Source organism: Fictibacillus enclensis (assembly GCF_001457035.1).
GTDB lineage: Bacteria > Bacillota > Bacilli > Bacillales > Fictibacillaceae > Fictibacillus_C > Fictibacillus_C enclensis.
The window spans coordinates 204,340-228,879 of the sequence record NZ_KQ758617.1 but is presented as its reverse complement, the minus strand read 5'-3'; the positions used below and the strand labels follow the sequence as shown (position 1 = coordinate 228,879).

Annotated in this window: 24 protein-coding genes and 2 riboswitches; of the genes, 7 read left to right on the top strand and 17 right to left on the bottom strand. The window is 45.2% G+C overall.

The window, feature by feature from the left end; all coding sequences use genetic code 11:
• Positions 1-387: 387 nt before the first annotated feature.
• Positions 388-492, bottom strand: a riboswitch (TPP riboswitch).
• A gap of 7 nt (positions 493-499) precedes the next feature.
• From AS030_RS01235 to AS030_RS24100, 7 genes are all read right to left on the bottom strand, one after another.
• Positions 500-1,522 carry a thiazole biosynthesis adenylyltransferase ThiF gene (locus AS030_RS01235; RefSeq protein WP_061967496.1) on the bottom strand — a complete coding sequence of 341 codons (1,023 nt, stop codon included), beginning with the start codon at positions 1,520-1,522 and terminating at the stop codon, positions 500-502.
• Complete coding sequence (locus AS030_RS01230; protein ID WP_061971406.1) at positions 1,522-2,286, bottom strand: thiazole synthase; 765 nt, start codon at positions 2,284-2,286, stop codon at positions 1,522-1,524. Before AS030_RS01230 ends, AS030_RS01235 begins: the two co-directional genes overlap by 1 nt.
• A gap of 5 nt (positions 2,287-2,291) precedes the next feature.
• A complete protein-coding gene (thiS, locus tag AS030_RS01225) occupies positions 2,292-2,492 on the bottom strand; it encodes a sulfur carrier protein ThiS (RefSeq protein WP_061967493.1) in 201 nt (66 codons plus the stop codon).
• A gap of 6 nt (positions 2,493-2,498) precedes the next feature.
• On the bottom strand, positions 2,499-3,629 hold the full coding sequence (gene thiO, locus AS030_RS01220) for a glycine oxidase ThiO (RefSeq protein WP_061967491.1): 1,131 nt from the start codon (positions 3,627-3,629) through the stop codon (positions 2,499-2,501).
• A complete protein-coding gene (locus AS030_RS01215; protein ID WP_061967489.1) occupies positions 3,613-4,245 on the bottom strand; it encodes a thiamine phosphate synthase in 633 nt (210 codons plus the stop codon). The genes thiO and AS030_RS01215 overlap by 17 nt, the downstream gene beginning before the upstream one ends.
• Before the next feature lie 93 nt (positions 4,246-4,338).
• Positions 4,339-4,443: riboswitch (TPP riboswitch) on the bottom strand.
• A 50-nt stretch (positions 4,444-4,493) separates the two neighbouring features.
• Positions 4,494-5,876 (bottom strand): glycine--tRNA ligase, encoded by a 1,383-nt coding sequence (locus AS030_RS01210; protein WP_061971403.1) that lies wholly within the window; start codon positions 5,874-5,876, stop codon positions 4,494-4,496.
• A gap of 389 nt (positions 5,877-6,265) precedes the next feature.
• Positions 6,266-6,655, bottom strand: coding sequence for an LSm family protein (locus AS030_RS24100; RefSeq protein ID WP_176716369.1), 390 nt, complete (start codon positions 6,653-6,655; stop codon positions 6,266-6,268).
• A 148-nt stretch (positions 6,656-6,803) separates the two neighbouring features.
• Here AS030_RS24100 and AS030_RS01200 point away from each other — a divergent pair, with 148 nt between their 5' ends.
• The gene (locus tag AS030_RS01200; RefSeq protein ID WP_061967487.1) at positions 6,804-7,658 is read left to right on the top strand and encodes a DUF1206 domain-containing protein; all 855 of its coding nucleotides are present in this window, start codon (positions 6,804-6,806) and stop codon (positions 7,656-7,658) included.
• 144 nt (positions 7,659-7,802) lie between these two features.
• Positions 7,803-8,630 carry a GDSL-type esterase/lipase family protein gene (locus tag AS030_RS01195; RefSeq protein ID WP_061967484.1) on the top strand — a complete coding sequence of 276 codons (828 nt, stop codon included), beginning with the start codon at positions 7,803-7,805 and terminating at the stop codon, positions 8,628-8,630.
• A gap of 185 nt (positions 8,631-8,815) precedes the next feature.
• Here the strand turns inward: AS030_RS01195 and AS030_RS01190 are convergent, their stop codons facing one another.
• Both AS030_RS01190 and AS030_RS01185 read right to left on the bottom strand, forming a co-directional pair.
• Positions 8,816-9,445, bottom strand: a complete 630-nt coding sequence (locus AS030_RS01190) for a hypothetical protein (RefSeq protein WP_061967482.1) — start codon at positions 9,443-9,445, stop codon at positions 8,816-8,818.
• Positions 9,446-9,459: 14 nt separating this feature from the next.
• Entirely contained in the window at positions 9,460-9,726 is a 267-nt protein-coding gene (locus AS030_RS01185; protein ID WP_061967480.1) for a hypothetical protein, read from the bottom strand.
• 310 nt (positions 9,727-10,036) lie between these two features.
• Here AS030_RS01185 and AS030_RS24740 point away from each other — a divergent pair, with 310 nt between their 5' ends.
• On the top strand, positions 10,037-10,120 hold the full coding sequence (locus AS030_RS24740) for a putative holin-like toxin (protein ID WP_353051312.1): 84 nt from the start codon (positions 10,037-10,039) through the stop codon (positions 10,118-10,120).
• Between the two features lie 54 nt (positions 10,121-10,174).
• On the opposite strand, the gene AS030_RS01180 is transcribed toward AS030_RS24740, so the two are convergent.
• Positions 10,175-12,334 carry an ATP-dependent Clp protease ATP-binding subunit gene (locus AS030_RS01180; RefSeq protein WP_061967478.1) on the bottom strand — a complete coding sequence of 720 codons (2,160 nt, stop codon included), beginning with the start codon at positions 12,332-12,334 and terminating at the stop codon, positions 10,175-10,177.
• Between the two features lie 245 nt (positions 12,335-12,579).
• On the bottom strand, positions 12,580-13,092 hold the full coding sequence (locus tag AS030_RS01175; protein ID WP_061967476.1) for a BsuPI-related putative proteinase inhibitor: 513 nt from the start codon (positions 13,090-13,092) through the stop codon (positions 12,580-12,582).
• Positions 13,093-13,221: 129 nt separating this feature from the next.
• Between AS030_RS01175 and AS030_RS01170 the strand changes: the two genes are divergently transcribed.
• Positions 13,222-14,598 (top strand): FAD-binding oxidoreductase, encoded by a 1,377-nt coding sequence (locus AS030_RS01170; RefSeq protein ID WP_061967474.1) that lies wholly within the window; start codon positions 13,222-13,224, stop codon positions 14,596-14,598.
• Positions 14,599-14,824: 226 nt separating this feature from the next.
• Positions 14,825-15,115 carry a hypothetical protein gene (locus AS030_RS01165; protein ID WP_141687002.1) on the top strand — a complete coding sequence of 97 codons (291 nt, stop codon included), beginning with the start codon at positions 14,825-14,827 and terminating at the stop codon, positions 15,113-15,115.
• 148 nt (positions 15,116-15,263) lie between these two features.
• Here AS030_RS01165 and AS030_RS01160 read toward each other — a convergent pair whose 3' ends face one another.
• The 4 genes from AS030_RS01160 to AS030_RS01145 form a co-directional block, all read right to left on the bottom strand.
• Complete coding sequence (locus tag AS030_RS01160) at positions 15,264-15,524, bottom strand: hypothetical protein (RefSeq protein WP_141687001.1); 261 nt, start codon at positions 15,522-15,524, stop codon at positions 15,264-15,266.
• A 47-nt stretch (positions 15,525-15,571) separates the two neighbouring features.
• Entirely contained in the window at positions 15,572-17,422 is a 1,851-nt protein-coding gene (locus AS030_RS01155; RefSeq protein ID WP_061967467.1) for a PAS domain-containing sensor histidine kinase, read from the bottom strand.
• Positions 17,423-17,585: 163 nt separating this feature from the next.
• The gene (locus AS030_RS01150) at positions 17,586-17,864 is read right to left on the bottom strand and encodes an HU family DNA-binding protein (protein WP_061967465.1); all 279 of its coding nucleotides are present in this window, start codon (positions 17,862-17,864) and stop codon (positions 17,586-17,588) included.
• A gap of 152 nt (positions 17,865-18,016) precedes the next feature.
• Positions 18,017-18,787, bottom strand: coding sequence for an SDR family NAD(P)-dependent oxidoreductase (locus AS030_RS01145; protein WP_061967463.1), 771 nt, complete (start codon positions 18,785-18,787; stop codon positions 18,017-18,019).
• 194 nt (positions 18,788-18,981) lie between these two features.
• Between AS030_RS01145 and sigY the strand changes: the two genes are divergently transcribed.
• Positions 18,982-19,509, top strand: a complete 528-nt coding sequence (gene sigY / locus AS030_RS01140; RefSeq protein WP_240482185.1) for an RNA polymerase sigma factor SigY — start codon at positions 18,982-18,984, stop codon at positions 19,507-19,509.
• Entirely contained in the window at positions 19,484-19,795 is a 312-nt protein-coding gene (locus AS030_RS01135; protein ID WP_061967459.1) for a YxlC family protein, read from the top strand. The genes sigY and AS030_RS01135 overlap by 26 nt, the downstream gene beginning before the upstream one ends.
• A 250-nt stretch (positions 19,796-20,045) precedes the next feature.
• Here the strand turns inward: AS030_RS01135 and AS030_RS01125 are convergent, their stop codons facing one another.
• Both AS030_RS01125 and AS030_RS01120 read right to left on the bottom strand, forming a co-directional pair.
• Complete coding sequence (locus tag AS030_RS01125) at positions 20,046-22,820, bottom strand: DEAD/DEAH box helicase (protein WP_061967454.1); 2,775 nt, start codon at positions 22,818-22,820, stop codon at positions 20,046-20,048.
• Entirely contained in the window at positions 22,813-24,477 is a 1,665-nt protein-coding gene (locus AS030_RS01120) for a hypothetical protein (RefSeq protein ID WP_061967452.1), read from the bottom strand. The genes AS030_RS01125 and AS030_RS01120 overlap by 8 nt, the downstream gene beginning before the upstream one ends.
• Positions 24,478-24,540: the final 63 nt, after the last annotated feature.

Here is a 24,540-nt window from a genome sequence, read left to right as displayed (position 1 = left end):
GCCGGCGTAAAATACCTGCCTTTGCCAGCGTAAAACGCCTACCTTGCCGGCGTAAAACGCCTACCTTGCCGGCGTAAAACGCCTACCTTTCCGGCGTAAAACGCCTACCTTGCCGGCGTAAAACGCCTACCTTGCCGGCGTAAAACGCCTACCTTGCCGGCGTAAAACGCCTACCTGCTCTCACCTGTCACGCATATCCCGCTGGACAAGGAACGCTTCAGCAGCGTTACATCGCACGAAGAAAATGTGAAGTTCATTTTCGAGGATCTCGCACCTTGCACTCCAATCAACATATCAATGAGGATTTTTATCGCTGATCCTTATGCATATAAAAAACCGCCTTCCCCAGATGAGGAAGGCGGCTGTATGATCGATTCGTCTAAAAACCGTTTCGCAAGCCTGCTTCCCTACGCTGGCATCATCCAGATCAGGTTCCAAGGGTGTAGAACAAAGGTTCAGTCTCAGCCGTTTCCGGCTCCCCTAGCAGAGTGCTATTCAATTATCCTATCAAACTATAGTACAGATTTTTCGCTTCAGCTATATCTTTCGTACCATGGATTAAAACTCGTCCGTCCTTGAAGAAAACAAGCCGGTGCTGTTCATCCGCCCGATAGGAGAGCAAATACGGATTTTGTTCAATCCTGCCTCCCAATCGTGCCAGCACCCCGGAAAGCTCCTCCAGATCCCGTTCCCCATGCTCAGAGGGACGGATTTGCACGGTATCTCTTCCACAGAGCACGGCTGTTTTTGTCTGGTTTTCGGGATTCAAAAAAGGATACGTTGGATGATTTCCACAGGAAGGACAATCCTGTTTCTTTAACTTCCTTACATCCATCGCCATGTAATAATTGTTCCATAGGTCAAAGGAAACCAGTTTGTTCCGGAGTGCTTCCTTGTTTTCGGTTAACAACTTTAACGCTTCCGCTGTCTGATGGGCTACAACCGTCTGTACAGCGGGTGCTATAATGCCTGCTGTATCGCACGTAGCTCCGCCCATCGGCACCTTTTCCAGCAAACAGCTAAGACAAGGAGTCTCTCCCGGTATAATGGTATAGCAAAGGCCATAGCTTCCCACACAGGCACCATAGATCCATGGGATCTTGGTTTCCTGAGAAATATCATTAATCAGAAGCCTTGTATCAAAATTATCCGTGGCATCAATGATGAGGTGGACAAATTCTGTCAGCTCCCTCAGCTCTTCGGCACCTGCATCCATAACAAGCCCTTCGACCTGGATATCAGAGTTAAGCTGTTCCAGCCGTTCTCTTGCCGCCACCGCTTTGGGCATCCGGTATTTTGCATCTTCCTCGCAAAACAGCTGCTGCCGCTGCAGGTTGCTCCACTCCACATAATCCCGGTCGACGATTGTGATCTTCCCAACGCCCGCACGGGCAAGAACTTCTGCATTTCCAGTGCCCAGTGCCCCAGCACCAATGATCAGTACATGCTTATTGGCCAGGAGCTCCTGGCCCCCTTCTCCGATCGGATCAAATAAGATCTGCCTGGAGTAGCGATCGTTCATTAAACACTCATTCCCTCCAGCGGGCTGCTTGCCGTGGCATACCGTCTCTTCGGAATTCGTCCCGCTTCATAACCAAGCCTTCCCGCTTCGATCGCAAGCTTCATCGCTTTTGCCATTTTCACAGGATCCTCTGCGCCCGAGACGGCTGTGTTCAGCAGCACACCATCAGCGCCGAGTTCCATCGCCAACGCGGCATCTGCCGGCGATCCGATCCCGGCATCCACAATAACCGGTATCGTTGCCTGCTCGACGATCAGGCTGATATTTAAGGGGTTGATGATTCCAAGGCCCGAACCAATGGGTGAAGCTCCGGGCATAATGGCATGCACGCCAAGGTCCTCTAATTTCTTTGCAAGAAGTACATCATCAGAAGCATAAGGCAGAACCGTAAATCCTTCATTCAGCAAGATCTCCGACGCTCTCAGCGTTTCTACCGGATCAGGCAGAAGGGTCTTGAAATCTCCTATAACTTCTACCTTAATCATATCACATAAACCTGATGCTTTTGCCAGCTTTGCGATCCTGACCGCTTCTTCTGCTGTTTTGGCACCCGCCGTATTGGGAAGCAGAGTATATTTCGACGCATCCAGCTTTTCTAAAAAATTTGGCTGTTCCGGATCAAAAATATTCATTCTCCTGACTGCAAATGTCAGAATCTCTGTACCTGATACGTTAACCGCTTCTTTTTGAACATCAAAATCCGGGAATTTTCCCGTTCCCAAAAGAAGACGTGAAGAAAATTCATGGTTTCCAATTTTAAGCATAATGCTCATCCTCCTCCTACAAAATGGACTATCTCTACTTTATCTCCGTTGGCCAATACCGTTTCGGCATGCTGGCTTTTGTTCAAGATTTCTTCATTAAGCTCTACGATCGCCCCCTTGCCAGCCAGCTTTAGCTCTTTGATTAAATCATCAACCGTCTGAACCCGGGCAACTTCCATTGTGTTTCCGTTTACGATCAGCTTCATGTCCCCTCATCCTTTCATTTGTTCAAGTACAAACCGTTCGGGAGCAAACTCATTCAGACTTTGCTCCTCTTTCCTTCCGCAAACCAGCTCGGTTATCCATTGCCCGGTAATCGGGCTCAAAAGAATTCCGTTTCTGAAATGCCCGGCTGCAAAATAAATGTTGGAATGGTTGGGATGTTTCCCCATATACGGCAGGCCGTCCGGTGTTTGCGGACGAAAGCCGCTCCACGCCTTCTCCCATTCTCCATTACGGATGCCGGGAACCACCTTTATCGCACCCTCAAGCAATTGCCCGACGGCTTCAGCGGTTACTTTCCGGTCATAGGTTCCCGTACGCATCGTCGCGCCGATCACCAGTCTGCCTCCCTGTTTCGGCACAAGGTAGCAGTCTTTTGAAATGATGCTTGAGGTAATGACAGGCTCCATAAAATTCAGTGACAGACATTCTCCTTTTACGGGAAAGACCGGCATATGAAGGCCTGTCTGGGCAGCAAGTCTCCCTGTCCATACGCCTGAAGCCAGCACCAGTTTTTCCCCATAAAACGTGCCTGCGCTGGTTTGCACGCCTGTTCCCAGTTGGGCAAATTCGAAGCCAACAGCCTCTGTATACTCCATAAAATCGGCACCCAGCTTTACAGCGGCCTGGGCGTAGGCCTGAGTCAGCTTGGGAGCATTCACCTGACCGTCCTTCGGCAAAAACAGGGCGCCCGCCAGCTCCGCTGATGCGTTTGGTTCCTTTTTACAAAGTTCATCCACGTCCATCCACTCGGCGGGCTGTCCGTTAGCCCTGTGAAAGGCAGCCAAATCCTGCAGCCTTTCAGCCTCACAGCTGTCTTTGGCTGTTTTAAACAATCCTTTATCCACCCATTCCATATCCACACCGCTGATTTCCTTAAGTTCATAACTTAGTTCCGGAAAAAGCTGCCTGCTCTGTCTGGCCATCTCATACAGCGGGCCTGCTTCATGAATCTCCGCCTGGGCTCCGAGCATGCCGGCCGCCGCAGAAGAGGCTTCACTTCCAATTTTGTTTCGTTCCAATACAAGAACGTTGTAAGGGGTGTGACGGCGAAGAAAGTAGGCGATCGAACTGCCAATGACCCCTCCGCCGACGATGATGACATCATAATGTTTGCGCATCCTGATCACTCTCTTTCATTAAAACTGCTTTGTACTGTTTGGCTATCGAAACTGGATCTTCCGCCTTCCAGATTCCTGACATGACAGCAATGCCCGATGCTCCTGCGCTGACAATGGCGCCAACTCTCTCCGGAGAAATTCCTCCTATGGCGAGAACCGGAATGCTGACCGCTTCGGCCACCTCCTGCAATTGATCAAGTCCCCTTGGCTCTTTATCCTTTTTGCTTTCGGTTGAAAAAACATGACCAAAGAAAAGATAGTCCGCCCCCTTCTGTTCCGCCTGGATCGCCCCATCCCTCGAATGGACTGACTGACCGATTCTAAAAGAAGGAAAATGATGCCTGACCACATCTGGCGCAAGACTGCTTTCCTTTAAATGAATGCCGCCGAGTCCTGCAGCTACCGCAACATCCACACGGTCATTCATATAAATGGCTTCGTTTTGTATCCCACATTGCTTCAGCTTTTCGGACAAACTGTAAATGTCGCCTGCAGCCTGGCTGTTTTCTCTGATATGTATTGCTGTCACATGGGGGGCAAGGATGGATGACACTGAAAGAATACGGTCTTCGCTCTGTTTGCCGTCCGTGATGACATGGAACTCCAATGGGTACATTTCCATTCCTCATTTCCATACAAAAAAACCACTCTTTGCGTAGAAAGAGTGGCTGATTCACTGTTTTTTCAAATCAGCTGCAGCAGCTGTCAAAGCTGTGCAGTGGCACTTCCCTACGCTGGCATCATCCAGATCAGGTTCAAAGGGTTTAGAACAATGCGTTCAGTCTCAGCCAGGAAGGCTCCCCCAGTGTTGCTATAATATGAAGTTATTTTCATCTTACCACGAGCGAAAAAAATGTAAAGTGATTAGAAGCTGATTTTTTGCTCGAGAAACGCACGCAATTCGGATACCGGCATACGCACCTGTTCCATTGTATCACGGTCACGAACTGTTACTTGCTGGTCTTCCTTCGAATCAAAATCATACGTGATACAAAACGGCGTTCCGATTTCATCTTGTCTGCGGTACCGTTTTCCGATTGATCCGGTTTCGTCATAATCCACCATAAAGTCCTTGGCAAGACCTGCGAACACTTCACGCGCTTCCTCGGATAATTTTTTGGAAAGTGGCAGTACCGCTGCTTTAAACGGCGCAAGGGCAGGGTGCAGATGAAGCACATTTCGTGTGTCTCCGCCTTCCAGCTCTTCCTCTTCATAAGCATCAATCAAGAAGGCAAGGGTGACACGATCTGCTCCAAGCGATGGTTCGATGCAATACGGAACATAGCGGTCGTTCGTTTCCTGATCAATATAATTGAAATCTTCTCCGGAATGTTCGCTGTGGCGCTTCAAGTCAAAGTCGGTGCGGGAAGCAATTCCCCAGAGCTCGCCCCATCCAAATGGGAACTGATATTCAAAATCTGTCGTCGCGTTGCTGTAGTGAGAAAGCTCTTCGGATTCATGATCACGAAGGCGAAGCTTATCCTGCTTCATGCCAAGATTCAATAGGAAATCATGGGCGTATTGCTTCCAGAAATCGAACCATTTCAATTCCTCTCCCGGTTTGCAGAAGAATTCAAGTTCCATCTGTTCAAATTCCCGAGTACGGAATGTAAAGTTTCCTGGCGTGATTTCGTTTCGGAAGCTTTTGCCTACTTGTGCAATACCAAACGGCAGCTTTTTCCTCATGGTACGCTGAACGTTTTTAAAGTTTACAAAGATCCCCTGCGCTGTTTCAGGGCGAAGATAGATTTCGTTCGTACTGGACTCTGTTACCCCCTGGAATGTCTTGAACATCAGGTTAAATTGGCGGATGGAAGTAAAATCATGTGCTCCGCATTCAGGACAGGCAATGTTATGTTCTTCAATCAATTTTTCCATTTCATCAAATGACAATCCATCCACAATCTTTTCAATGCCTTTTTCGGAAAGCGCATCTTCAATGAGCTTGTCCGCACGGTGGCGTGCTTTACACTGTTTACAGTCTATCATTGGGTCATTGAAGTTTCCAATGTGTCCTGAAGCCACCCATGTTTGTGGATTCATCAGGATTGCAGCATCGAGACCTACATTGTAAGGGGACTCCTGAACAAACTTTTTCCACCAGGCTTTTTTTACATTGTTTTTCAGCTCCACACCGAGCGGGCCATAATCCCAAGTATTTGAAAGTCCTCCGTAGATTTCAGATCCCGGAAAAATAAATCCGCGCTGTTTCGCCATGTTGACGACTTGCTCCATTGTCACACTCATGTCATTCTCTCCTTTATTCGCATTTGCTTTTTGAAAACCAAAAAAGCCCCCGCCCATAGACAAATCCTGTTTGTCCAGGGACGAGAGCTGTACTCACGCGGTTCCACCCCAATTGATGCAATCACTATTGCATCCGCTTTGGTCAATTAATGGCTCGAGACTTCCGTTTCTCTGAACATTTGACCGGGCTTTCACCATCCCCGGTTCGCTTCATTCTAAAGAGGCTCAGATACTATTGGTCTGTCATTGCGTTATGATCTTCGATTATGGAAAAAATAGTACAGTTTTTCCGCCATAATGTCAAGTCTGTACGGTATCCAGAACTTTTATTCTGTTCAGTAAAAAAAAGAAAACTCATCGTTTTTGCAGATGAGTTTTTCATACGTGCATTAGAAGCCCCCAAAGCCGCCACCCGGAAAGCCGCCATAATAACCAGGGTAGCCTCCATAATAACCAGGGTAGCCGCCAAATCCTCCCGGTACGCCTCCATAAGCGCCTGGAAAGGGAGCCACACCACCGTACCCATAACCGTAGCCAAAGGCAACTGTCGGACGCGGAGCGAGTGCAAATCCGGCAATCGTACCGAGTCCAAGACCGATCAGCCCTGCACCCAATAACGGAAAGAACCTTCCTGTTCCATCATCCTGATGGGGAAGCAAATACACATTTTCCGCATCAACATTTTGGATGGTTCCTACGTATCGATTTCCATCGGTGGTGGTGATTTCAACATCCTGACCCATATATTGACAGCATAACCCATAATAATGTTCTTTCATATATAACCCTCCCTTTAGATTAAATTGCATAAGGTTTCTTTCTATGGTATGCAAATTATGGAATATGGGTTTGGACAGCTGTCTGCTAGTTTGATGAATTGGAGAAAATGGGTACTAAGTACATAGAACCTTTGAAAGGGGCACCCATATGGATAAAGATTTGTCACAGCACAAAGAGCACGCTGAAAGAAAAGCTGAAGAATACAAAGAAGAAGCCGAGCCATGGATTGTTCGCATGGCCCGGTTTGGCCACCTGTCGAAAGGTGCCGTTTACATTCTCATTGGAGTACTTGCGGTTATGACTGCATTCGGTTTGGAGGGGAAACTCGCTACTTCCTCTGGTGCACTTTACACGATCGCCAAGCAGCCTTTTGGCTCCATTCTGCTTGCAGTGCTCGCTGTCGGGCTTGCCGGCTATGCGTTGTGGGAAGTCATCATGGCAATCTTTGATCCCGAGCACAAAGGGAAGGATGCAAAAGGATGGATGGCACGCATAAGCTACCTCATTGTTGCAGGTGTCTATTTCGGCTTATGCGGAAGTGCCATCAAGATTATATTCAGAGCTAGCAGTGGTTCCTCCAGCGAGAAATACCAGACACTTTCAGCCAAAGTTCTTGCTCAGCCTTTTGGCCAGTTCATCATTGGGCTCCTTGGCGCCATTCTGATCGGGGTAGGAATCTTTAATTTTTATAAGGCCTATAAGGAAAAATATTTAAACAAACTGAAGCGCGAAGAAATGAATCAAAAAGAATGGAAAACAGCACGTTACATTGGCAAATTTGGAATTTCCGCCCACGGAATCGTCTTTGCCATTATGGGCATCTTTCTCATCCGTGCAGCCGTCCAGGCAGACCCTGATGAAACGAAAGGACTGGACGGGGCACTTGCGGAGCTTGTTAAACAGCCCTATGGGCAGGTTCTCCTGACCATAGTAGCTCTCGGTCTCGTTGCCTACGGCGTTTACCTGCTCTTTGAAGCACGCTTCAGAAGGCTCGACCCTTAAAACAACAACATCCCGGCACAAAAGAGCCGGGATGTTGTTTTATTGATCCGGTGTGAGACCGCTCTCATATGTTTCTTTCATGCTAATATATTGATAGGAGAGGGAGAAATGGTTTAAAATGGGGACCTTGAAAGGAGGCAGCATATGAAGAAATGGCTATGGCTGGCGCTCATCCTTTTAGGTTTGATAGTTGTCTCTGTCGGAGGATGGTATTATTATCCTCAATTTAAAATTGACCGTTTGAAAGCACAAAATGCCGCTATACAGGACTCAGCCGATAAGCCTGAATCCCATAATGTTTCCTATATCGGCCACCTAAGAAATCTTCCCGGGAAGGCCATTCATCATCTTGCCCTGGGAGATTCAGTCATACAGGGACGGGGATCGACGGAAGGTGGATTTATCAAAATAGCCAACGATGAAATATCCTCGCTTACCGGAAAGAAAGCGATTCTGGATAACCAGGGTATATCCGGGGCAACAAGCGGAGACCTGCTCAGATTTTTATCCACCCCTGATATGAAGGAGCGGATTCATTCGGCAGATTTGATAACGATCAATATTGGGGGCAATGATCTCGTTACACTCGCATTAAAGGAAGGTCCGGTTAAAGCGCTGCAGGATTATGCCAATGTTAAATCATCCTATCAGAATAATCTGGTTGAGATCTTTTCCATCATTCGAAAAGAAAATCCTGACGCCATCCTTGTTTACAACGAATTGTACAACGCGGTGGACTCAGAGGAGACCTTTTTTCCTGCCACGAGAAAGTTATTGAATGACTGGAATCTGATCGCCTACGAAACCACAGCCAACAATAAACCATCGATTGTCATCCCGAGCAGTGAGGTATTGAAACCTGAAAACAGAAAGGAATGGATTTACGATGCCATTCATCCCAATGATAAAGGGCATGAAATGATTGCTAAGCAAATGATTAAAACATTAGAAGCACCTTATCAGCAAAAATGAAAGCACTGTCCTCATTTGGGACAGTGCTTATTGGTATTGGCAAAAAAATAGAGATGCCCTGGTCAAGGCATCTCATATGTATAGGGGATTACATTATCTCACCTATTCCCCCATTTCGTAAGCATCCAGAGACTTGCGTCTTGGTGCCTATTTTACCATTAACATTCAATAACAGACCAATATAACTAAGACCTTTCCGCTAGTCCCGAATCCTTCTTGATCTGCTCTCTCGTTTTAACGCTCTTAAGGCCGTTTTTCTCCCCCAGGTAATCCAGTATGTCATCATCGGTCATTCCCATGGCCTTCAATCCTTTGGCAATGGTACGAAGATACCCAGGAGCTGGAGCCACGTATTCTTCCTCCCCCATATTATGATTGGAGGTAAAAGAGAAAATCGGGTAGCCATCACAATCTCCAAGATAAACAATGGTGCCATACCAGCCCTCTGTCAAAGGAAGAAAACGGGCTTCTTTAATCTTTTCAAAATCGAACTCTAGCCCGTCAATTCCATTCTCCTGTGAAGCAACATCCATAAACTGCTCCTCGGTGACTAAGTACATTCGGCCGATGGTTTTTGAAGAAGCAGCAGGCTGATGCCCGATAAAGGCCACCCCTCCTGCTCCCCATTTGCTTTCCTGCTTTGAAAAATAAAGCGGATATTCCATTTCAACCGAACGATCTTCCAGTGGAGGATTGCAGTTCCTGCACCCTCTTTCCGGTTCTGAGCTTCCTTCAGCCTGCGTTCCTTCTATGTAACAGGAAAACCTGTCTTTATTCATGTTTGATCCATAGCTTGCATACCATACATACTTCACGCTGTTACTCCTTCCTACAAATACCGCACCTGCTGTTTAATGTAGCGGCGCAAATAACTGACAAAATCCATAAAACTGTTTTTATCTTCAAAAATTCCTTTTAAGGTGTCCAATTGCGGGTAAATGCCATGCGTGTTAAACCTGACAGCTGTGGTTCCCCGGTAAAAATCGCTTCCATCTTCATTCAGAATCACTGTGTCAATGTGCACTTCCTTCGTTCCTTCAATATAATGCTCCTTTACCTCAAAAACATCCAGTACGTTCAGCTTATATTTCAGCATAGGCATTCCTCCCCGCTCTATTGTAACAAACGGACATCCAGAATTCCCGCCAGTCGTATCGCAGCAGAATTAGCCAGAAATCGGTAATGGTAAAAAAGTCCCGAAATCATATCAAATCTTTAATTTATCTGAATTTACTGATTTCTTGGTTGGTAAATCGGTACCATCGAACTATTGGGAAAGTTTTGAAATAGTTATAACGATTCTTGTTATATATTGGCAATCGGGATAAAATAGGAATATATAAGACAGGGACTGCGGCTCATTCGAATAAAACGTTCTAGCCCAACAATCATGGGGAGGGAATGGTATGACAGTATTCGAAGCAATGTCGTTGATGATTGGTTTTTCCATGCTAGTGCTGACCATTATTCGCTCCAAGGACAACGATTAAGTCTACCCACATAATTATACAAAAAAGCCATGCGTCTGTACGCATGGCTCTTTTTTATTCTACGACTAATTCATTTTCACGAACATCCACTTTTAACGCTTTGTTTTCTTCCTGATCCAGTAATACATCTGCTACGGCATCTTCTACTTTTTCCTGGATTACTCTGCGTAACGGTCTTGCACCGAATGCAGGATGGTAGCCCAATTCAGCAATTTTCTTCTTCGCTTCATCGGTAAACTCGATCGTGATTCCCTGATCTACAAGGTTTTCTTTCAGATCGGCAAGCATCAGTTCAACAATTTGTACAAGGTCATCTTCCTTTAGAGACTGGAACTGTACAATGCTGTCAAACCGGTTCAGGAATTCCGGTTTGAAGTAGGAACCGATGGCATCAAGAATATTGGTTTCTTTTTGTACTTCCGCGATTTCGTTGGTAAATCCTAACTTTTTGGTTTGCTTTACACCACTGCCGGCATTGCTCGTCATGATGATGACTGTATCTTTAAAGGATACAGTACGGCCCTGGCTGTCGGTTAAGCGGCCATCCTCAAGGATTTGCAGGAACATATGCTGTACATCCGGATGCGCCTTTTCAATTTCATCCAACAAAATAATACTGTAAGGCTTGCGGCGGACCATTTCAGTCAATTGTCCGGCTTCATCATGGCCGACATATCCAGGAGGTGAACCGATAAGCTTGGACACGGCATGTTTCTCCATGTATTCACTCATGTCCAGACGAATCATGGCTTCCTTATCACCAAACAATTCTTCTGCGAGTGACTTGGTCAATTCGGTTTTACCTACCCCTGTCGGACCGACAAACAAGAAGGATCCGATTGGACGGTTCTTCGCTTTCAGACCCGCACGGCTTCTGCGGATGGCTTTCGATACTTTTTCAACCGCTTCTTGCTGTCCGATGACTTTTTGGGAAAGGTTTTTCGCCAAGTCCTTCATTTTCGCCTGTTCGTCTTCCTGAAGCTTTTTAACTGGAATACCTGTTTTCTGCTCTACGATGGATTGAATGTCTTCAAGGGTAACGGCTGCTTTTTCTTTGCCTTCGTTCTCGTTCAATTTTGCCTCCAATTGAAGCTCTTCCTGGCGAAGTTTTGCAGCAAGCTCATAGTTTTCATTCATTGCTGCCTGTTCTTTTTCTTTTGAAATTTCTTCTAAACGCTCTTCAATGGAAGAAGTATCATTGCCTGAATGAAGCAAGTTGATTTTGGAACCGGCTTCGTCCATAAGATCGATCGCTTTATCCGGAAGGAAACGGTCCTGGATATAGCGGTGAGACAAGGTTACACACGCTTTTAAAACATCTTCTGAAAACGTCACTTCATGGTACTGCTCATATTTGGAAGCAAGTCCCTTAAGAATTTCAAATGCCTTTTCAGGAGTTGGCTCGTTAACGATAACCGGCTGGAATCGGCGCTCCAATGCCGCGTCTTTTTCGATTTTGCGATACTCTTTCAGTGTCGTTGCACCCACCAGTTGAAGTTCACCGCGGGCAAGTGCCGGTTTTAAAATGTTGCCGGCATCCATTGATCCCTCGGCGGATCCTGCACCGACGATTTGGTGGATCTCGTCAATGAACAAAATGATGTTTTTACGCTTTTGCAGCTCAGCAATCAACTGCTTCATTCTCTCTTCAAATTGTCCGCGAATACCTGTATCTGCTACAAGAGAAGCTACATCAAGCAAGTAGACTTCCTTGGAAAGAAGTTTGGACGGTACTGTACCTTCGGCAATTTTCAATGCCAATCCTTCAGCAATGGCTGTTTTACCAACCCCTGGTTCCCCAATAAGAACCGGATTGTTTTTGTTTCTTCGATTCAAAATTTCAATCACACGGTTTATTTCTTCCTCACGGCCGATCACAGGGTCAATAAGACCGGTTTTTGCGGCCTGGCTGATGTTGCGGCCGAATTGGTCAAGGAAGCCTCCGCCCCTGCCTCTTCCGCCACCTTGCTGCTGAGCCTGCTGGGATTGTTGCTGGCCTGAAAACCCTGAGTTCATGCCGTTATTCATCATTTGTTTAAAGAAATCATCGAAGGATGAAAATTGGTTCATCGGATTCATACCTCCTGTTGTATTCATAGACTGAGTAATTTTATGATAGCAATCTGCACATAGTGTTAACTGTTGTTTATGTTGATTAAAAGAAACGTTCATTTGAATTGTCGCAGGATTCACTTTACACTGTTCACATTTCATAAAGCATGTCCTCCTTCAGAATGTTAGGTCGTTGTTTGACTTTGACTATCTTTGACCTTATGTCCATATTATACTTTGACCTTCTTTGACTTTCAAGTCCTTTGCTCAAAAAAATTTATATTTGCTTATTTAAAGTACGTTTAATTTTGATTATTTTTATGAGTGTACTCCGTAATAAATAAAAAATCAAACAATCTGCATTTCCCCTTGCTGCATAAAAAAACCCGCTCCATAAGAGCGGATTCTCACTGTATTTCAAATGTTTTTTTCTGCCGATAATCGTTTTCTTCGTTTTTCGCCGTAAGCCATATCTCGATCGTATAAGTGCCCGCTGGCAAGTTTTTTACCATAATGTCCTGCGTGAACGTTTCACCTTGTTTCAGGGTGATCTTGGAAAGAGACTGGGTAAACATGTGATCGTGTGAATATTGATATACCTTTTTCCCGCTTTCATCTTTGACGATGTAATCAAACTTTTTGCCGCTTGTAAATTCAAAGGTTTTTATTTGTTCAGTCTGGTTTTTTAGTTCATAACGCAAGAGCGTGCTGCCAGTGTTTTGCTCCATAACCGAAAGCTTTGGTTCAATAGCTCCCGCAACGATTCCCCCGCTGTGGTCTCTGCCGGGCTTGTCCTGGTGCTGCTCCTGTTTATTCCCGTCTCCCATGACTGGCTCCCCCTTGTCCGCTTCATTTTTTTCTGTTGTTCCGCATCCGCCCAAAAGCAATGTAAAGCTGAGTATCAACAGCCATTTTTTCATGTCATCACCTCACCTAATAGTGTTGGCTGATTTTTGTTTTTTTAACAGAATAAAAAGGATTTTCGCTTTTCATCTATAAATTACCCTAAGAAGAGAATAATCAACATACACCTAAGGGAGGATTTTTACATGCAGGCAACACATGAGGATTTACTTATAGAAATGAGAAAACTAACGGATGAAAAAAGAGCCACAAGCAATGAAACCATTCTTCGCCAGCACAGCAAAGACGAATCTCATCATTCTCCCGTGCTTCCGGAAGTCGTGGTGTTTCCAAACTCAGCCGAAGAAGTTTCTTCTATAGTAAAATTCGCCAATGAACATAGAATTCCTGTTGTTCCGTTTGGCGTGGGATCGAGCCTTGAAGGTCATTGCATCCCACTTCAAGGCGGCATCTCCATTAACTTTCAAAATATGAACCAGGTAGTGGAGGTCAGGCCCGAAGATTTTCTGGTTAAAGTACAGCCGGGAGTAACCAGAACACAGCTGAATCAGGCTTTAAAAAAATACGGACTGTTCTTTCCGGTAGATCCGGGAGCGGATGCTACCCTGGGCGGAATGGCCGCCACGAATGCAAGCGGCACAACAAGCGTCCGCTACGGCATCATGCGTCCACAGGTCAGAGATCTCGAAGTGGTTCTTGCCGACGGCTCCATCATTCATACAGGAGGTTTGGCGGCAAAATCTTCATCGGGCTATCATCTCACAGGCTTGTTTGTGGGATCGGAAGGAACCCTTGGCGTATTTACAGAGCTCACACTAAAGGTATACGGCATTCCGGAAACAACCGTGGCAGGCAGGGCCGTTTTCCCTAGCGTGAAAGAAGCAGTTGACGGAGCGGTCTCCCTTTTGTCTTCCGGGAATTCTCTGGCACGTGTAGAGCTTGTGGATGAGCCCTCCATCCGTCAGGTGAACATGCACAGCGATACTTCCTATCCGGAGAAACCCACCCTGTTTCTTGAGTTTCATGGCAATGAAGGCGGAATTGCCCAGGATGTAGCCTTTGCAGAAGAATTGCTCTCGGCCAATGGTTCAGAAGAACTGATTTTCGAAACTGATTCCATCAAAAAAGCAAAGCTTTGGGAAGCTCGCCATCACCTGGCTTATGCATTCAAGCATGGCTTTTCCGGAAGGGAAATGATGCTGACGGATGTGGTGGTGCCGCTTTCGGAATTAACCGGCGCAGTCATTTATGCACGTGAACTGATTGAAAGTGAGGGCCTCCCTGGCGGAGTGCTCGGCCATGTAGGAGATGGCAATTTCCATTCCATTCTCATGTTTGATAAAAATAGCCAGGAAGAAACAAATAAAGCGAACCGGATCAACGAAAGAATTGTAGAATATGCACTTTCCAAAAAAGGAAGCTGTTCCGGAGAACATGGAATAGGTATCGGAAAAATGAAATACTTACAGCAGGAGCATAGTGACACTTTACCGCTGATGAAAATGATCAAGCAGCAGTTTGATCCAAACAACATCATGAATCCGGGCAAGGTTTTATTTTAAAGGTTAAAGAGAGGATGAGTTGGGTAAAGATAGAGTAAAAATTACTCATGAAAGGATCTCATTCGTGAAAACTCTAATCATTCTAATACTCATTGTCATTCTCATTTACCTGTTTGTAAAAAGAAGAAGATAAGTTTAAAGACCCCTTCCGCCTCGGAAGGGGTCTTTTTTGGATAACCTTGGTCTGAAAATAAAAAGAATGAAACAAGAAATCCGGGTGATAAAGATGAAATGGTTTAAGAGTAAAGGCAAACCGTGCAAAAGTTTCAACTCTGTTATTGAGCAGTTCAAACAGTCAAGTGATTTCCATTATTTAAGTCATGAAGAGAGTTTAACGCCTTACTACGTGGGTTACTTTTTTTCCATGGTGGACAGTAACTTCATTCGGCAGGATATTCTTCCTGATTTAAAAGGAAACAACTTTCAAAGGTATGAAGATATTGAAGCGATCATTCCGGTCGAACTGACTGCTATAGAACACGCTTTAAACAAAACGATTGAAAGGCAGGCGCTCTAAATGATTGCCACGTTTAAAGATAACGGCGTTTATCCCCCGTGAGCAAAGCCATTATAAATGAAAAATCCACTCAAGAGAAATGGGGCACAAAAAACCAAAAGTGCCTTATTAACAAGACGCTTTTGGTTTCCACTTCCGGCTGGAACTTCTAATGAAGTTGTTCATTGTACGATTGGTACTCCCACTGTGCCAGATCATAATATCCCTGATCAATCCTGGCCTTTTCTTCCTCCAAAACGCTCAGGAGCTCTGCTGGCAAGTGGCTGGTCTGAACGGTTAGATCAATGGCATCGTTTGGCGAATATAAGAGAACTGTAAACAGCTTCTTCGTGGCCATTTCCATTCCATGTACATGAAGGTAATTTAAATCATGAATGCGGTAAACGAAAAAAATACGATAAGGAGACATACAGGTTCCTGCCTTTTTAACAACCATTATGTCCCCTTTAGCCTCTTTTAAACGACGGAAAGGGGGTAAATGGGCAATTTCACCTGAACCTTCGTCCCTTTTCCTTCTTCACTCTCAAATTGGATTTGACCAAAATGCTCTTTAACGATTTTATAGCAGACCATTAACCCAAGGCCTGTTCCTTTTTCCTTTGTCGTATAAAAGGGTTCACCCAGTTTTTCAAGCCGGTCTTTAGGGATACCGGAACCCTGGTCCTCAATTTCGACCATCACATTTCCTTTGGCTTTTATTAGAGTCAGCCTGATCAGCCCTCCCTTGTCCATGGATTCAATTGAATTTTTCAACAGGTTGATAAAAAGCTGCTTCAATTGGTTTTCCACACAATAAACCGGTGGGATATCCCCGAATGTGTTCAGTTGGATTTGGACATTTTTTATAATGGCCTGCGTATCCAGGAGCCGTACCACGCTCTCGAGCATATCTTTGAGTGAACTGTTTTCAAAATGAACGGCCTGGGGCTTCGCCACGAGCATCAGCTCACCGACAATATCATTGATTCGTTTTAATTCGGTCAGCATGATTCCGATATACTTGTCTTTCATTTCTTCATCTGATTCCTTCAGCAGCTGTGCAAAGCCGATAAGAGATGTCAGGGGATTGCGTATTTCATGGGCGACTCCTGCCGCGAGCTCACCGAGAACAGACAGCTTCTCAGACTTCCTTATAAGCTCTTCGGTTTCTTTGGTTGCTGTTATATCCCGTGCAATGGTTACAAAGCTCTCTATCTCATCCCATTCGTTCAAGACCGGGACGGCATTGGTTTCCATGACCACCCAATCCCCGCTGCTTATTTTTAGCCGGAACTCGAACGTGAAGGGTTTCTTCTGGCTTCTTGCCTTGGCAAACGTGGCACGCAAGAATTCCCAATCGTCCTGATGAATTCTTGAAAAAAGGACCTCATTCAGTTCATCGATACCATTGGTCAAGCCGAGCAATCCTTCATGTGAAGGTGAGCAGTACAGAAGTTTTCCCGAAGAATCAGCCACAGCGATCAGATCTTTGGAATGCTCAGCAATTACCCGGTACTTGGCTTCACTTTCCCGCAGAGCCCGCTCCGCTTTTTTTTGAGGCGTGATATCCCGGTAAATCAAACAAAAGCCAATCACTTGCCCCTGCATATTTCGAATGGCCGAGAAAGAAATCGAAACATCGATCTTTGTCCCTTCTTTGCATACCCGCTGGGTTTCAAAGGAAGGCACAGTACTTCCTTCCGCCAGCAGGCTCATGATACTTTTTGATTCTGGTTTATATTCAGAAGGGATAATCACATCAGTATCCACTCTTCCGGAAATCAGATCGTCTTCTTTCCAGCCAAATAATTTTTCAAATGAATGGTTAACTTTAATTGGATTTTCCTTTGTATCCACAATTAATATCGCATCGGTCGTTCCTTTAAGAACCGATTCTAATAGTTCAAGGGCCACACTGAGCTCCTCTTCCTTCGCTTTGTGCTGAGTGATGTCACGCCCAGTTACAAACAGGTACAGAGGATTGCCCTCATCATCAAATGTTGCTTGTTTAATCAATTCAAGAATAATGTAGGAACCATCCTTTTGCAGCACTTCCTCCTGGATTTTAATCGGCCGGCCCGTTTCCCATGCTTTTTGGTCCGTTTCATGGCAGCGCCGGATGGTATCAGGCGTAAGGAAGCACGAGAGCTCCTCAGCTCGCAGTCCTTTATATGAACTCCGGTCGACACCGCACACTTGCAACGCGAATTCATTGGCTACAAGCCATTCGCCTTCCTCGTTTTTCAAACAGATGAACTCCGGGAGTACATCAATTAACTTCTTAAATACGCCAAGCTTTGGGAGAAGCTCATTACCCGTTAATATCATAAAAGTCCACACCCTCAACTTTCAGTCTGTCGTTTTCTGTCATTAATCTCTCTTTATATTAGATACAAAGAAGGCGTTTTCCTTCATGAATCGACCGACAAAATGAGGAACAAATCGCTCTTTTATGACAAAAGAAAAAAACCCCCGTGAATGGGGGGTTCTTTTATACTGCTTTTACAGCTTCTTTTAATGACTTTCCAGGCTTGAACGCCGGCACACTGCTTGCAGCAATCATAATCTCTTCGCCTGTCAGAGGATTACGTCCTTTTCGGGCGTTTCGGTTACGAGTTTCAAAGGTTCCAAACCCGATGAGCTGAACACTTTCTCCCTGCTTTAATGAATTGGTGATGGCATCAAGTACAGCTTCCACCGCAAGTGTTGATTCCTTTTTATTCATACTTGTAGCCGCTTTTACTGCGTCGACTAAATCTTGCTTTCTCATGATAAAAGACCTCCTAAAATAGCAATTAAATGTGTTGCATTTGCTACCATTATTAACCTTTCTTCATGTTTTATACATTGTTTCCTTGTTTTTCTTCGAAAGCAAAAAAACCCTGAGCCCATAATACTCAGGGTTTCGAGATTCTCAGTCTGCTAAAATCCGTATACGGTCATACCGCCATCGACGAACAAGGTTTGCCCCGTACAGTAGGAACCTGCATCCGAAGCGAGAAAAACAGCCGGCCCAACCAGCTCCTGCAGCTCACCGACTCTGTTGAGCGGAGTGCGGGACAGGATATCGTTAAAGTAGGTTTCATCTGCAAGCAGCTTTTCGGTCAGCGGTGTTTTGAAATACCAGGGGCCGATTGCATTGACGTTGATTCCAAATCTTCCCCATTCAAGTGCCAGGTTTTTGGTCATTTGAATGAGTGCGGCTTTGGTAGAGGCATAAACCACCCCGGTGCGCAATGCCACATGGCCCCCGACCGAGGAAATATTCAGGATTCGGCCATATCCGGCTTCCTTCATCCGCTTTCCTGCTTCCTGAGAAAAATAAAAAGCAGATCGAAGATTTGTATTGATAATGGTATCCCATTCTTCCTCTGTCACATCGAGTGCTTTGCTCCTGATATTCATACCGGCATTATTAACCAAAATATGTAGAGGAATGCGGTCTGTATCCAGAGAATGGTACAAAGACTGTATTTCTAGTTTTTGTGTGACATCGACCGCATACGTATACGCTTTTCTCCCCATCTCCTGAACGACGCCTGCCACTTCGTCCAAGTCCTTCTGTGTACGGGAGACCAAAATAACATCTGCTCCGGCTTCCGCAAAACCGATGGCCAGCGCCCTGCCGATTCCCCGTCCGGCGCCTGTAATCATCGCTGTTTTTCCTATCAATGAAAAGGATGGCAAATACATTAGAATCTTCCTCTCTGATTAGTACCTCGCGATTGTTTTTTCAATAATCAAACCATTCTTATTTTAGCACATTCAGTTGGAACTACATTTTTTTATGGCTCTGGTGAACGAATGGAGTGCCATACACGTCATATCTTTAGATTCATGAATCTAAAGGAGCAAGGAGGAAAGAGCCATTTATGGAGGAAAAGGACTTGATTAAACAAGCAAAAAAAGGGAACCAGAACGCTCTTTCTCTTTTGCTGCAGCAAAATTATTCGATCTTGTTTCACTACCTTTTAAAAATCACCCTGAACCGGTCGGTGACTGAGGATCTTGTGCAGGAAACCATGCTTAAATGCATACAAAAAATCGAACTGTACGAGGAAAAAGCCAAATTCTCTTCCTGGCTGATCTCTATTGCTTCTAACCTGTATATGGATCAGATCAGAAAACAGAAGACTGAGAAAAAATACAACGAGCAGATCAAGCAAGCCCGAAGCTTAAAATGGAAAGCAGCAGCCAGCAACGAAGAGTGGTCGGAGTTGCTAGATGCCTTATGCGTACTAAATGAAGAAAACCGGATTCCCTTAATCCTGAAGCACTATTACGGGTACACGTATGACGAAATTGGCAGAATGCTGAAGATTCCGGCAGGAACTGCGAAATCAAGGGTTCACAACGGGGTGAAATTCATCAGAGAGGAGTTGGAAGACCATGAAAGAAAACGAGGAGAAGCTTAAACACCAGCTCACAGAGGAGCTTTCAAGACTAGAAAAATGGGAAAATCCCCCAATACCTGACCTTGCCTTTTTTGAACAGCTTGTTGCTGAAGAAAAAAAGCGAATTCACCAACAGCTTATCAGGGAGCTTTTCTATTTCGCTCTGACGGCCGCAGTGATTTTATGTTGTGTCGCGGTCATGCTCATACGCCTTCCGGTTTTCTTCTTGCTGCTGCAGGTTCCGATTTTAGTGGCTGCCGTATTGTTCCTGTTCTATCCTCGTAAAAAGGAAGGTGAAGTGGAATGACATCTGAGTTTCATGGGCTGCCCCTTTGGTTACTCATCCTGTTGATTTTCGTTTTGCTGTGCCAGAGTACCTTCCTCTTCCTTGATGGCAGAAAACGGGGATACCGCTATTGGTTTTGGTCCCTGTGGGGGCTGATTCAATGTCCTCTCCCTCTTCTTTTTTATTTGATCTTTGCCAGAAGGATATTCCGCAGAACGTCGTCGTGAAGTTAAAAAAAGAGGAGCATACACCAGCGTAAGCTCCTCTTTTTTTATTCTTTTTCCACCCATTCTTTTCGCAATACAAAAAGTTCCCGTAATTCCTGGGTGGATAGTTCAGTGATCCAATTTTCGCTAGTGATGACTTTTTCGCTTAATTCTTTTTTGCTTTCAAGCATTTCATCAATGCGCTCTTCCAGCGTTCCAAGCGTAATCATTTTGTGGACCGTCACAAATTTTTTCTGTCCGATCCGGTGGGCTCGGTCTGTCGCCTGGTTTTCCACTGCCGGATTCCACCAGCGGTCAAAGTGGATAACATGGTTGGCTTCTGTAAGATTCAGCCCTGTCCCGCCTGCTTTCAATGAAAGAACGAAGACGTTATGCTTTTTGGCCTGAAATTGTTCAATCATTTCATCGCGTTTTGCTTTTGGAATCCCTCCATGCAGGAAAGGCACCTCTTCATTCCACCGCTTTTCGATGTAATCCTTGATCAGATTTCCCATAAATAAAAATTGAGTAAAGATCAGGCAGCCTTCATCCTTCTCCTTAATGGCCTCCAAAAGCTCCATCAGTTTCGAGAATTTGCTTGATCGTTCTTCAAGCCTTGTTTTTTTCTCTTCTTTTAAATAGAGAACCGGGTGATCACAAATTTGCTTCAGTTTGCCAAGAAGGGCTAGAATCAATCCCCTTCTCTTCATTCCTTTCTCTTGCTCCAGCTGCTGAAACGTATCCTGAATAATCCGTTCATAAAGAGTTGCCTGTTCAGTTGTAAGGTGCACGTATTCTTTAATTTCCTGTTTATCCGGCAGGTTCAGCAACGCGTGGGGATCCTTCTTCGTCCTTCTTAGCAGAAAGGGCTGTACGAGACTTTGCAGTTGCTTCAGCCGGTCATTGTCATGCTCCCGTTCAACAGGAATAACGAACCTCTTACGAAATGCCGTTTCACTGCCAAGGTAACCGGGATTAAGGAAGTCAAAGATTGCCCAAAGCTCCAGAAGGCGGTTTTCCACAGGTGTTCCGGTAAGCGCAATTTTATGACGTCCGGACAAACGCCGGATACTCCTGGACTGTTTGGTAAAACTGTTTTTGATGTTTTGGGCTTCATCCAGAATAATGGCATCCCACATCACAGGCTGAAATTCATCCTGATCAAGCTGTGCTGTCGTATAGGACGTTAAAACCACATCCGCGTCCCTGATCGCCTCCATGAAGTGTTCTCCCCTGACCCGCGATGAACCATAATGAAGAAAAACGTTCAGGCTCGGTGAAAAATGCTGCAGCTCTTTTTGCCAGTTTCCAATAACAGACGTGGGACAGATCAAAAGCACCGGGAGCTTACCGCTTCGTTTCCCTTTTCGGGTATGAAGCAGGTAGTCGATGGTCTGAATGGTTTTCCCAAGCCCCATGTCGTCAGCCAGACAGCCACCCAAGCCAAACTTTCTTAAAAATTGCAGCCAGGAACTGCCGACTTTTTGATAGTCACGAAGACTTCCTTTAAACCCGGGAGCTAATGGCTGAATCGGAATTTCTCTTACCTCAGACAGCTGCTCCACCATTCGGGAGAGATCACTGTTCAGCTCGATATTGACATACCGGAGCATGGAAGGCTCTTCCTGACTGCCGTTTTTTTGATTTTGAAGAAGATGCTGCTCAAGGACATCCTTCAGCTGCAGTCCCTTGCGGTTGAAACTTTTCATGACTTGCCGGACCTCACGGATGAAAGCCGGATCCAGCTTAAACCATTTGCCTTTGATTTTCACCAGACGACGTCTGCTGTCAACCAGCTCCATGAATTCATCTTCGCTTAATTCAATATCACCGGTCGATACCTTCCAGTCGAATTGAACAATAGCATCCAGCCCCAAAAAGGACGGTGCATAGCCCGACGAATTTTTCACCTTGGCTTTAATGTCAGGCTGGAGATCCTTTAGTGCTTCCCACCATGACGGAAGGAGAATCTTAAACCCTCCCTCTTCCAGCCATTCTCCTTTTTCATTTAAAAAATCCCAGGCTTCATTTTCGGTCAGTTTGTGTTTAAAGGAGCCATCCTTCTTTTTTAAAAAAGGCACCAGTGTTCCCGCAAACGCCAAATCCTCGCCGATCCGTTCTTCGTAGGCAGCCCAGTTCTCTCTTGGAAGTCGCTCGCCGTCATTCCATTTATGGGCTTCACCGTTCTCTTTGTCCTCCAGCATCACCTGTAAATTCCAAAACCGGTCATCTTCAGGAGGTTCCTGCAGCTCAAAGAGCAAATCAAACGGTTTCTCATCCTTTTTCCATCCTAATTTGACAAGCCACGATTCTTCCGAAAGATTTTCGTATAAAGCGTTTTTTTCCAAAAGATGCTCAAACGGGAAACGGTCAAAAAAGGCAGGATCCGCATCCAGCCTTTCCGGTTCCGTTAACGCCAGCCCATCAACGGCGGCATTGGCCCAATCTGACAGCTCTCTTGAACTGCCTTCGATTTCCCATTTCCAAAGCCCCTTCTTCCAAGCGGTAAAACTTGGCTTTACCCCGTTATCTTCCAATGAAGAAAGGACCCATTCGGCTTCATCCATCATCGATTGAGCATCTTGCGTCCAATTGCTCTTCTTCAGGAAAAATCGGGGGTGATTGGTGAACAGGCGAAAGGCATCTTCAGCAGAAACATAGATATTCTGTTCATCATCCCGGTCAACAAAGGTGCCGTAGTAGGATTCATGATGCCATGCGAACAACAGCGGCATCCAATCATCGACATGAATCCGGCTTCCCTTCTTTTCACACCAGAACATCATTCTTTTTTCATCCAGCCATTTTGTATGAATGACAATGGCGGTCACATCAATCATGAATGAATTTTCCTTTCCTCAGCTCTTCCTGAAAAGCACGAAGCCGTCCATATTGGGCAGACAGCTTTTCAATATATTCATTAAACTGCCATGAACGATCCAATTTTTTATAAATGGACTGCAGCTTTTTCAGAAAGCGAATGGCCAATTTGTAAGATTTACGGTTTTTCTCGCGGATGAGCCGGTCAACGGATTGGTGATAAATCGGCAACAGGACATCCATCTCCAGCTGCTCCACATCTTTTAAATCTGCGGAATTGATCAGAGAGGGAGAATAGCCCATTAACAGCTGAAGCTCCACCCACCGCTTGAAGTCCTGCTGAACATGCAAAAACTCGTTATATTCATAAAAGGTGACAGGAAGGCAATCAACGAGCATCTCCTCATATTCTTTTTCCTCCCCTGTATACTGAGCATACTTCCAAAAGAACTCGATATACTGATGAAATTCTTCCCGTACGGAAGCATCTTTGTAATAATCTTTGGTTTTCCGGTAGAATTCAGGCTTCAGAGCAAGGAGCCATTTCAAAAGAGCTTCCCATTTTTCCCAATGGAAAAGAAGCTCAAGCCAAATTAACGCATGGCGGGATGAAAACTGCTCTGTGCTCTCCATCCTCTTGAATGCCTCCTTCAGGTCATCCCTCAGAAAGGCAAAATGAACGAGCGCCATATCAAGGAATTGGGCCCGCGAGCCTTTTTCTTTCTCATCAAGCAGCTGTTTTTCATAGGACACTGCCCATTTCTCCACATGGTAAATGGTCGCCCAGCCAACCTGAAATACCCGAAAGATGGTATCAAAGTATCGGGAAGGGAGCTTAAAGATATTCTGGAATTCTCGTAAACTTTCTTCAATCAAATCGAGATGCTCACTCCTCAGGCGCAGAGCATCCATCTCCATGGCCGTCTTGAACATGCCATCCACCAGCTGTTTGAGATTCAAGTGGAAGTGAGAGTGTAAATAATCAGGAATGCCAAATTGTTTTTCATATTCCGTCAGTCTGAGAAATGTTTCAAGCTGGGCATGGAAACGATACAGCTTACCTATATCATCATCCAAAAAGGTCGCAGAATTTAATAAACCGGGATAGAATTCTCTATAAATATGCGTAAATGTATATCCTTCTCCCTTTTCCAGCTCTTTAAAGGTCATATTCTGCATTTTAATTCGTTCAAAGTCTTCAAATCGCTGATCAAACACACTTTTCCATTCTTCCACCGAAAGCACATTTTGGATCCGCTTTTTTGCTTGTTTTTCAGAAACATGAGGGACTTCTGTTACCATAGGCGGTCGGTCCAAACTGCTCTGCTCTTGGTCCTTCGGTTTACCGCGCTGGCTTTTCCATTCCAGTATCAGTTGATAAGGAGGACCAAAGGAAGCATACAGCTGAAAGAAAACAGCTATAATGTGAGCACACGGTTCCGGTTGCCCGCATCTGCAGCTGCTCTCCAGAAAACGGTGAAGGTTAAGGCTTACCTCATGCTCCCCATCTTCCGAAACACGCCCGGTCACAACCGTTTCTTCTTTTACATTTATATTATATACAGCGCCTTTCTGATAAAGCGCATAGCCATCCTGGATCGCTTCACTGCTAAAATGAAACAACACCGTTTTTCCAAGGTTCAACACAACGTCTTTAGGGATTTGCTTACTTAACATGTTAGCCTCCGTAACATAGTATCCTCCATTATATCAAAATTCCGGAGGTTCCATTCAATGTTG

Bases quoted from the DNA above. Each gene is read 5' to 3' on its own strand.
- AS030_RS01210 (WP_061971403.1), bottom strand. From the start codon at position 5,876: ATGAGTGTGACAATGGAGCAAGTCGTCAACATGGCGAAACAGCGCGGA.
- AS030_RS01230 (WP_061971406.1), bottom strand. From the start codon at position 2,286: ATGCTTAAAATTGGAAACCATGAATTTTCTTCACGTCTTCTTTTGGGA.
- AS030_RS01200 (WP_061967487.1), top strand. From the start codon at position 6,804: ATGGATAAAGATTTGTCACAGCACAAAGAGCACGCTGAAAGAAAAGCT.
- AS030_RS01185 (WP_061967480.1), bottom strand. From the start codon at position 9,726: ATGCTGAAATATAAGCTGAACGTACTGGATGTTTTTGAGGTAAAGGAG.
- AS030_RS01125 (WP_061967454.1), bottom strand. From the start codon at position 22,820: ATGATTGATGTGACCGCCATTGTCATTCATACAAAATGGCTGGATGAA.
- AS030_RS24740 (WP_353051312.1), top strand. From the start codon at position 10,037: ATGACAGTATTCGAAGCAATGTCGTTGATGATTGGTTTTTCCATGCTA.
- AS030_RS01145 (WP_061967463.1), bottom strand. From the start codon at position 18,787: ATGTATTTGCCATCCTTTTCATTGATAGGAAAAACAGCGATGATTACA.
- AS030_RS01235 (WP_061967496.1), bottom strand. From the start codon at position 1,522: ATGAACGATCGCTACTCCAGGCAGATCTTATTTGATCCGATCGGAGAA.
- thiS (WP_061967493.1), bottom strand. From the start codon at position 2,492: ATGAAGCTGATCGTAAACGGAAACACAATGGAAGTTGCCCGGGTTCAG.
- AS030_RS01150 (WP_061967465.1), bottom strand. From the start codon at position 17,864: ATGAGAAAGCAAGATTTAGTCGACGCAGTAAAAGCGGCTACAAGTATG.
- AS030_RS01170 (WP_061967474.1), top strand. From the start codon at position 13,222: ATGCAGGCAACACATGAGGATTTACTTATAGAAATGAGAAAACTAACG.
- AS030_RS01160 (WP_141687001.1), bottom strand. From the start codon at position 15,524: ATGTCTCCTTATCGTATTTTTTTCGTTTACCGCATTCATGATTTAAAT.
- AS030_RS01135 (WP_061967459.1), top strand. From the start codon at position 19,484: ATGAAAGAAAACGAGGAGAAGCTTAAACACCAGCTCACAGAGGAGCTT.
- AS030_RS01215 (WP_061967489.1), bottom strand. From the start codon at position 4,245: ATGTACCCATTGGAGTTCCATGTCATCACGGACGGCAAACAGAGCGAA.
- AS030_RS01195 (WP_061967484.1), top strand. From the start codon at position 7,803: ATGAAGAAATGGCTATGGCTGGCGCTCATCCTTTTAGGTTTGATAGTT.
- AS030_RS01155 (WP_061967467.1), bottom strand. From the start codon at position 17,422: ATGATATTAACGGGTAATGAGCTTCTCCCAAAGCTTGGCGTATTTAAG.
- AS030_RS01165 (WP_141687002.1), top strand. From the start codon at position 14,825: ATGAAATGGTTTAAGAGTAAAGGCAAACCGTGCAAAAGTTTCAACTCT.
- AS030_RS24100 (WP_176716369.1), bottom strand. From the start codon at position 6,655: ATGAAAGAACATTATTATGGGTTATGCTGTCAATATATGGGTCAGGAT.
- thiO (WP_061967491.1), bottom strand. From the start codon at position 3,629: ATGCGCAAACATTATGATGTCATCATCGTCGGCGGAGGGGTCATTGGC.
- AS030_RS01175 (WP_061967476.1), bottom strand. From the start codon at position 13,092: ATGAAAAAATGGCTGTTGATACTCAGCTTTACATTGCTTTTGGGCGGA.
- AS030_RS01180 (WP_061967478.1), bottom strand. From the start codon at position 12,334: ATGAAATGTGAACAGTGTAAAGTGAATCCTGCGACAATTCAAATGAAC.
- AS030_RS01120 (WP_061967452.1), bottom strand. From the start codon at position 24,477: ATGTTAAGTAAGCAAATCCCTAAAGACGTTGTGTTGAACCTTGGAAAA.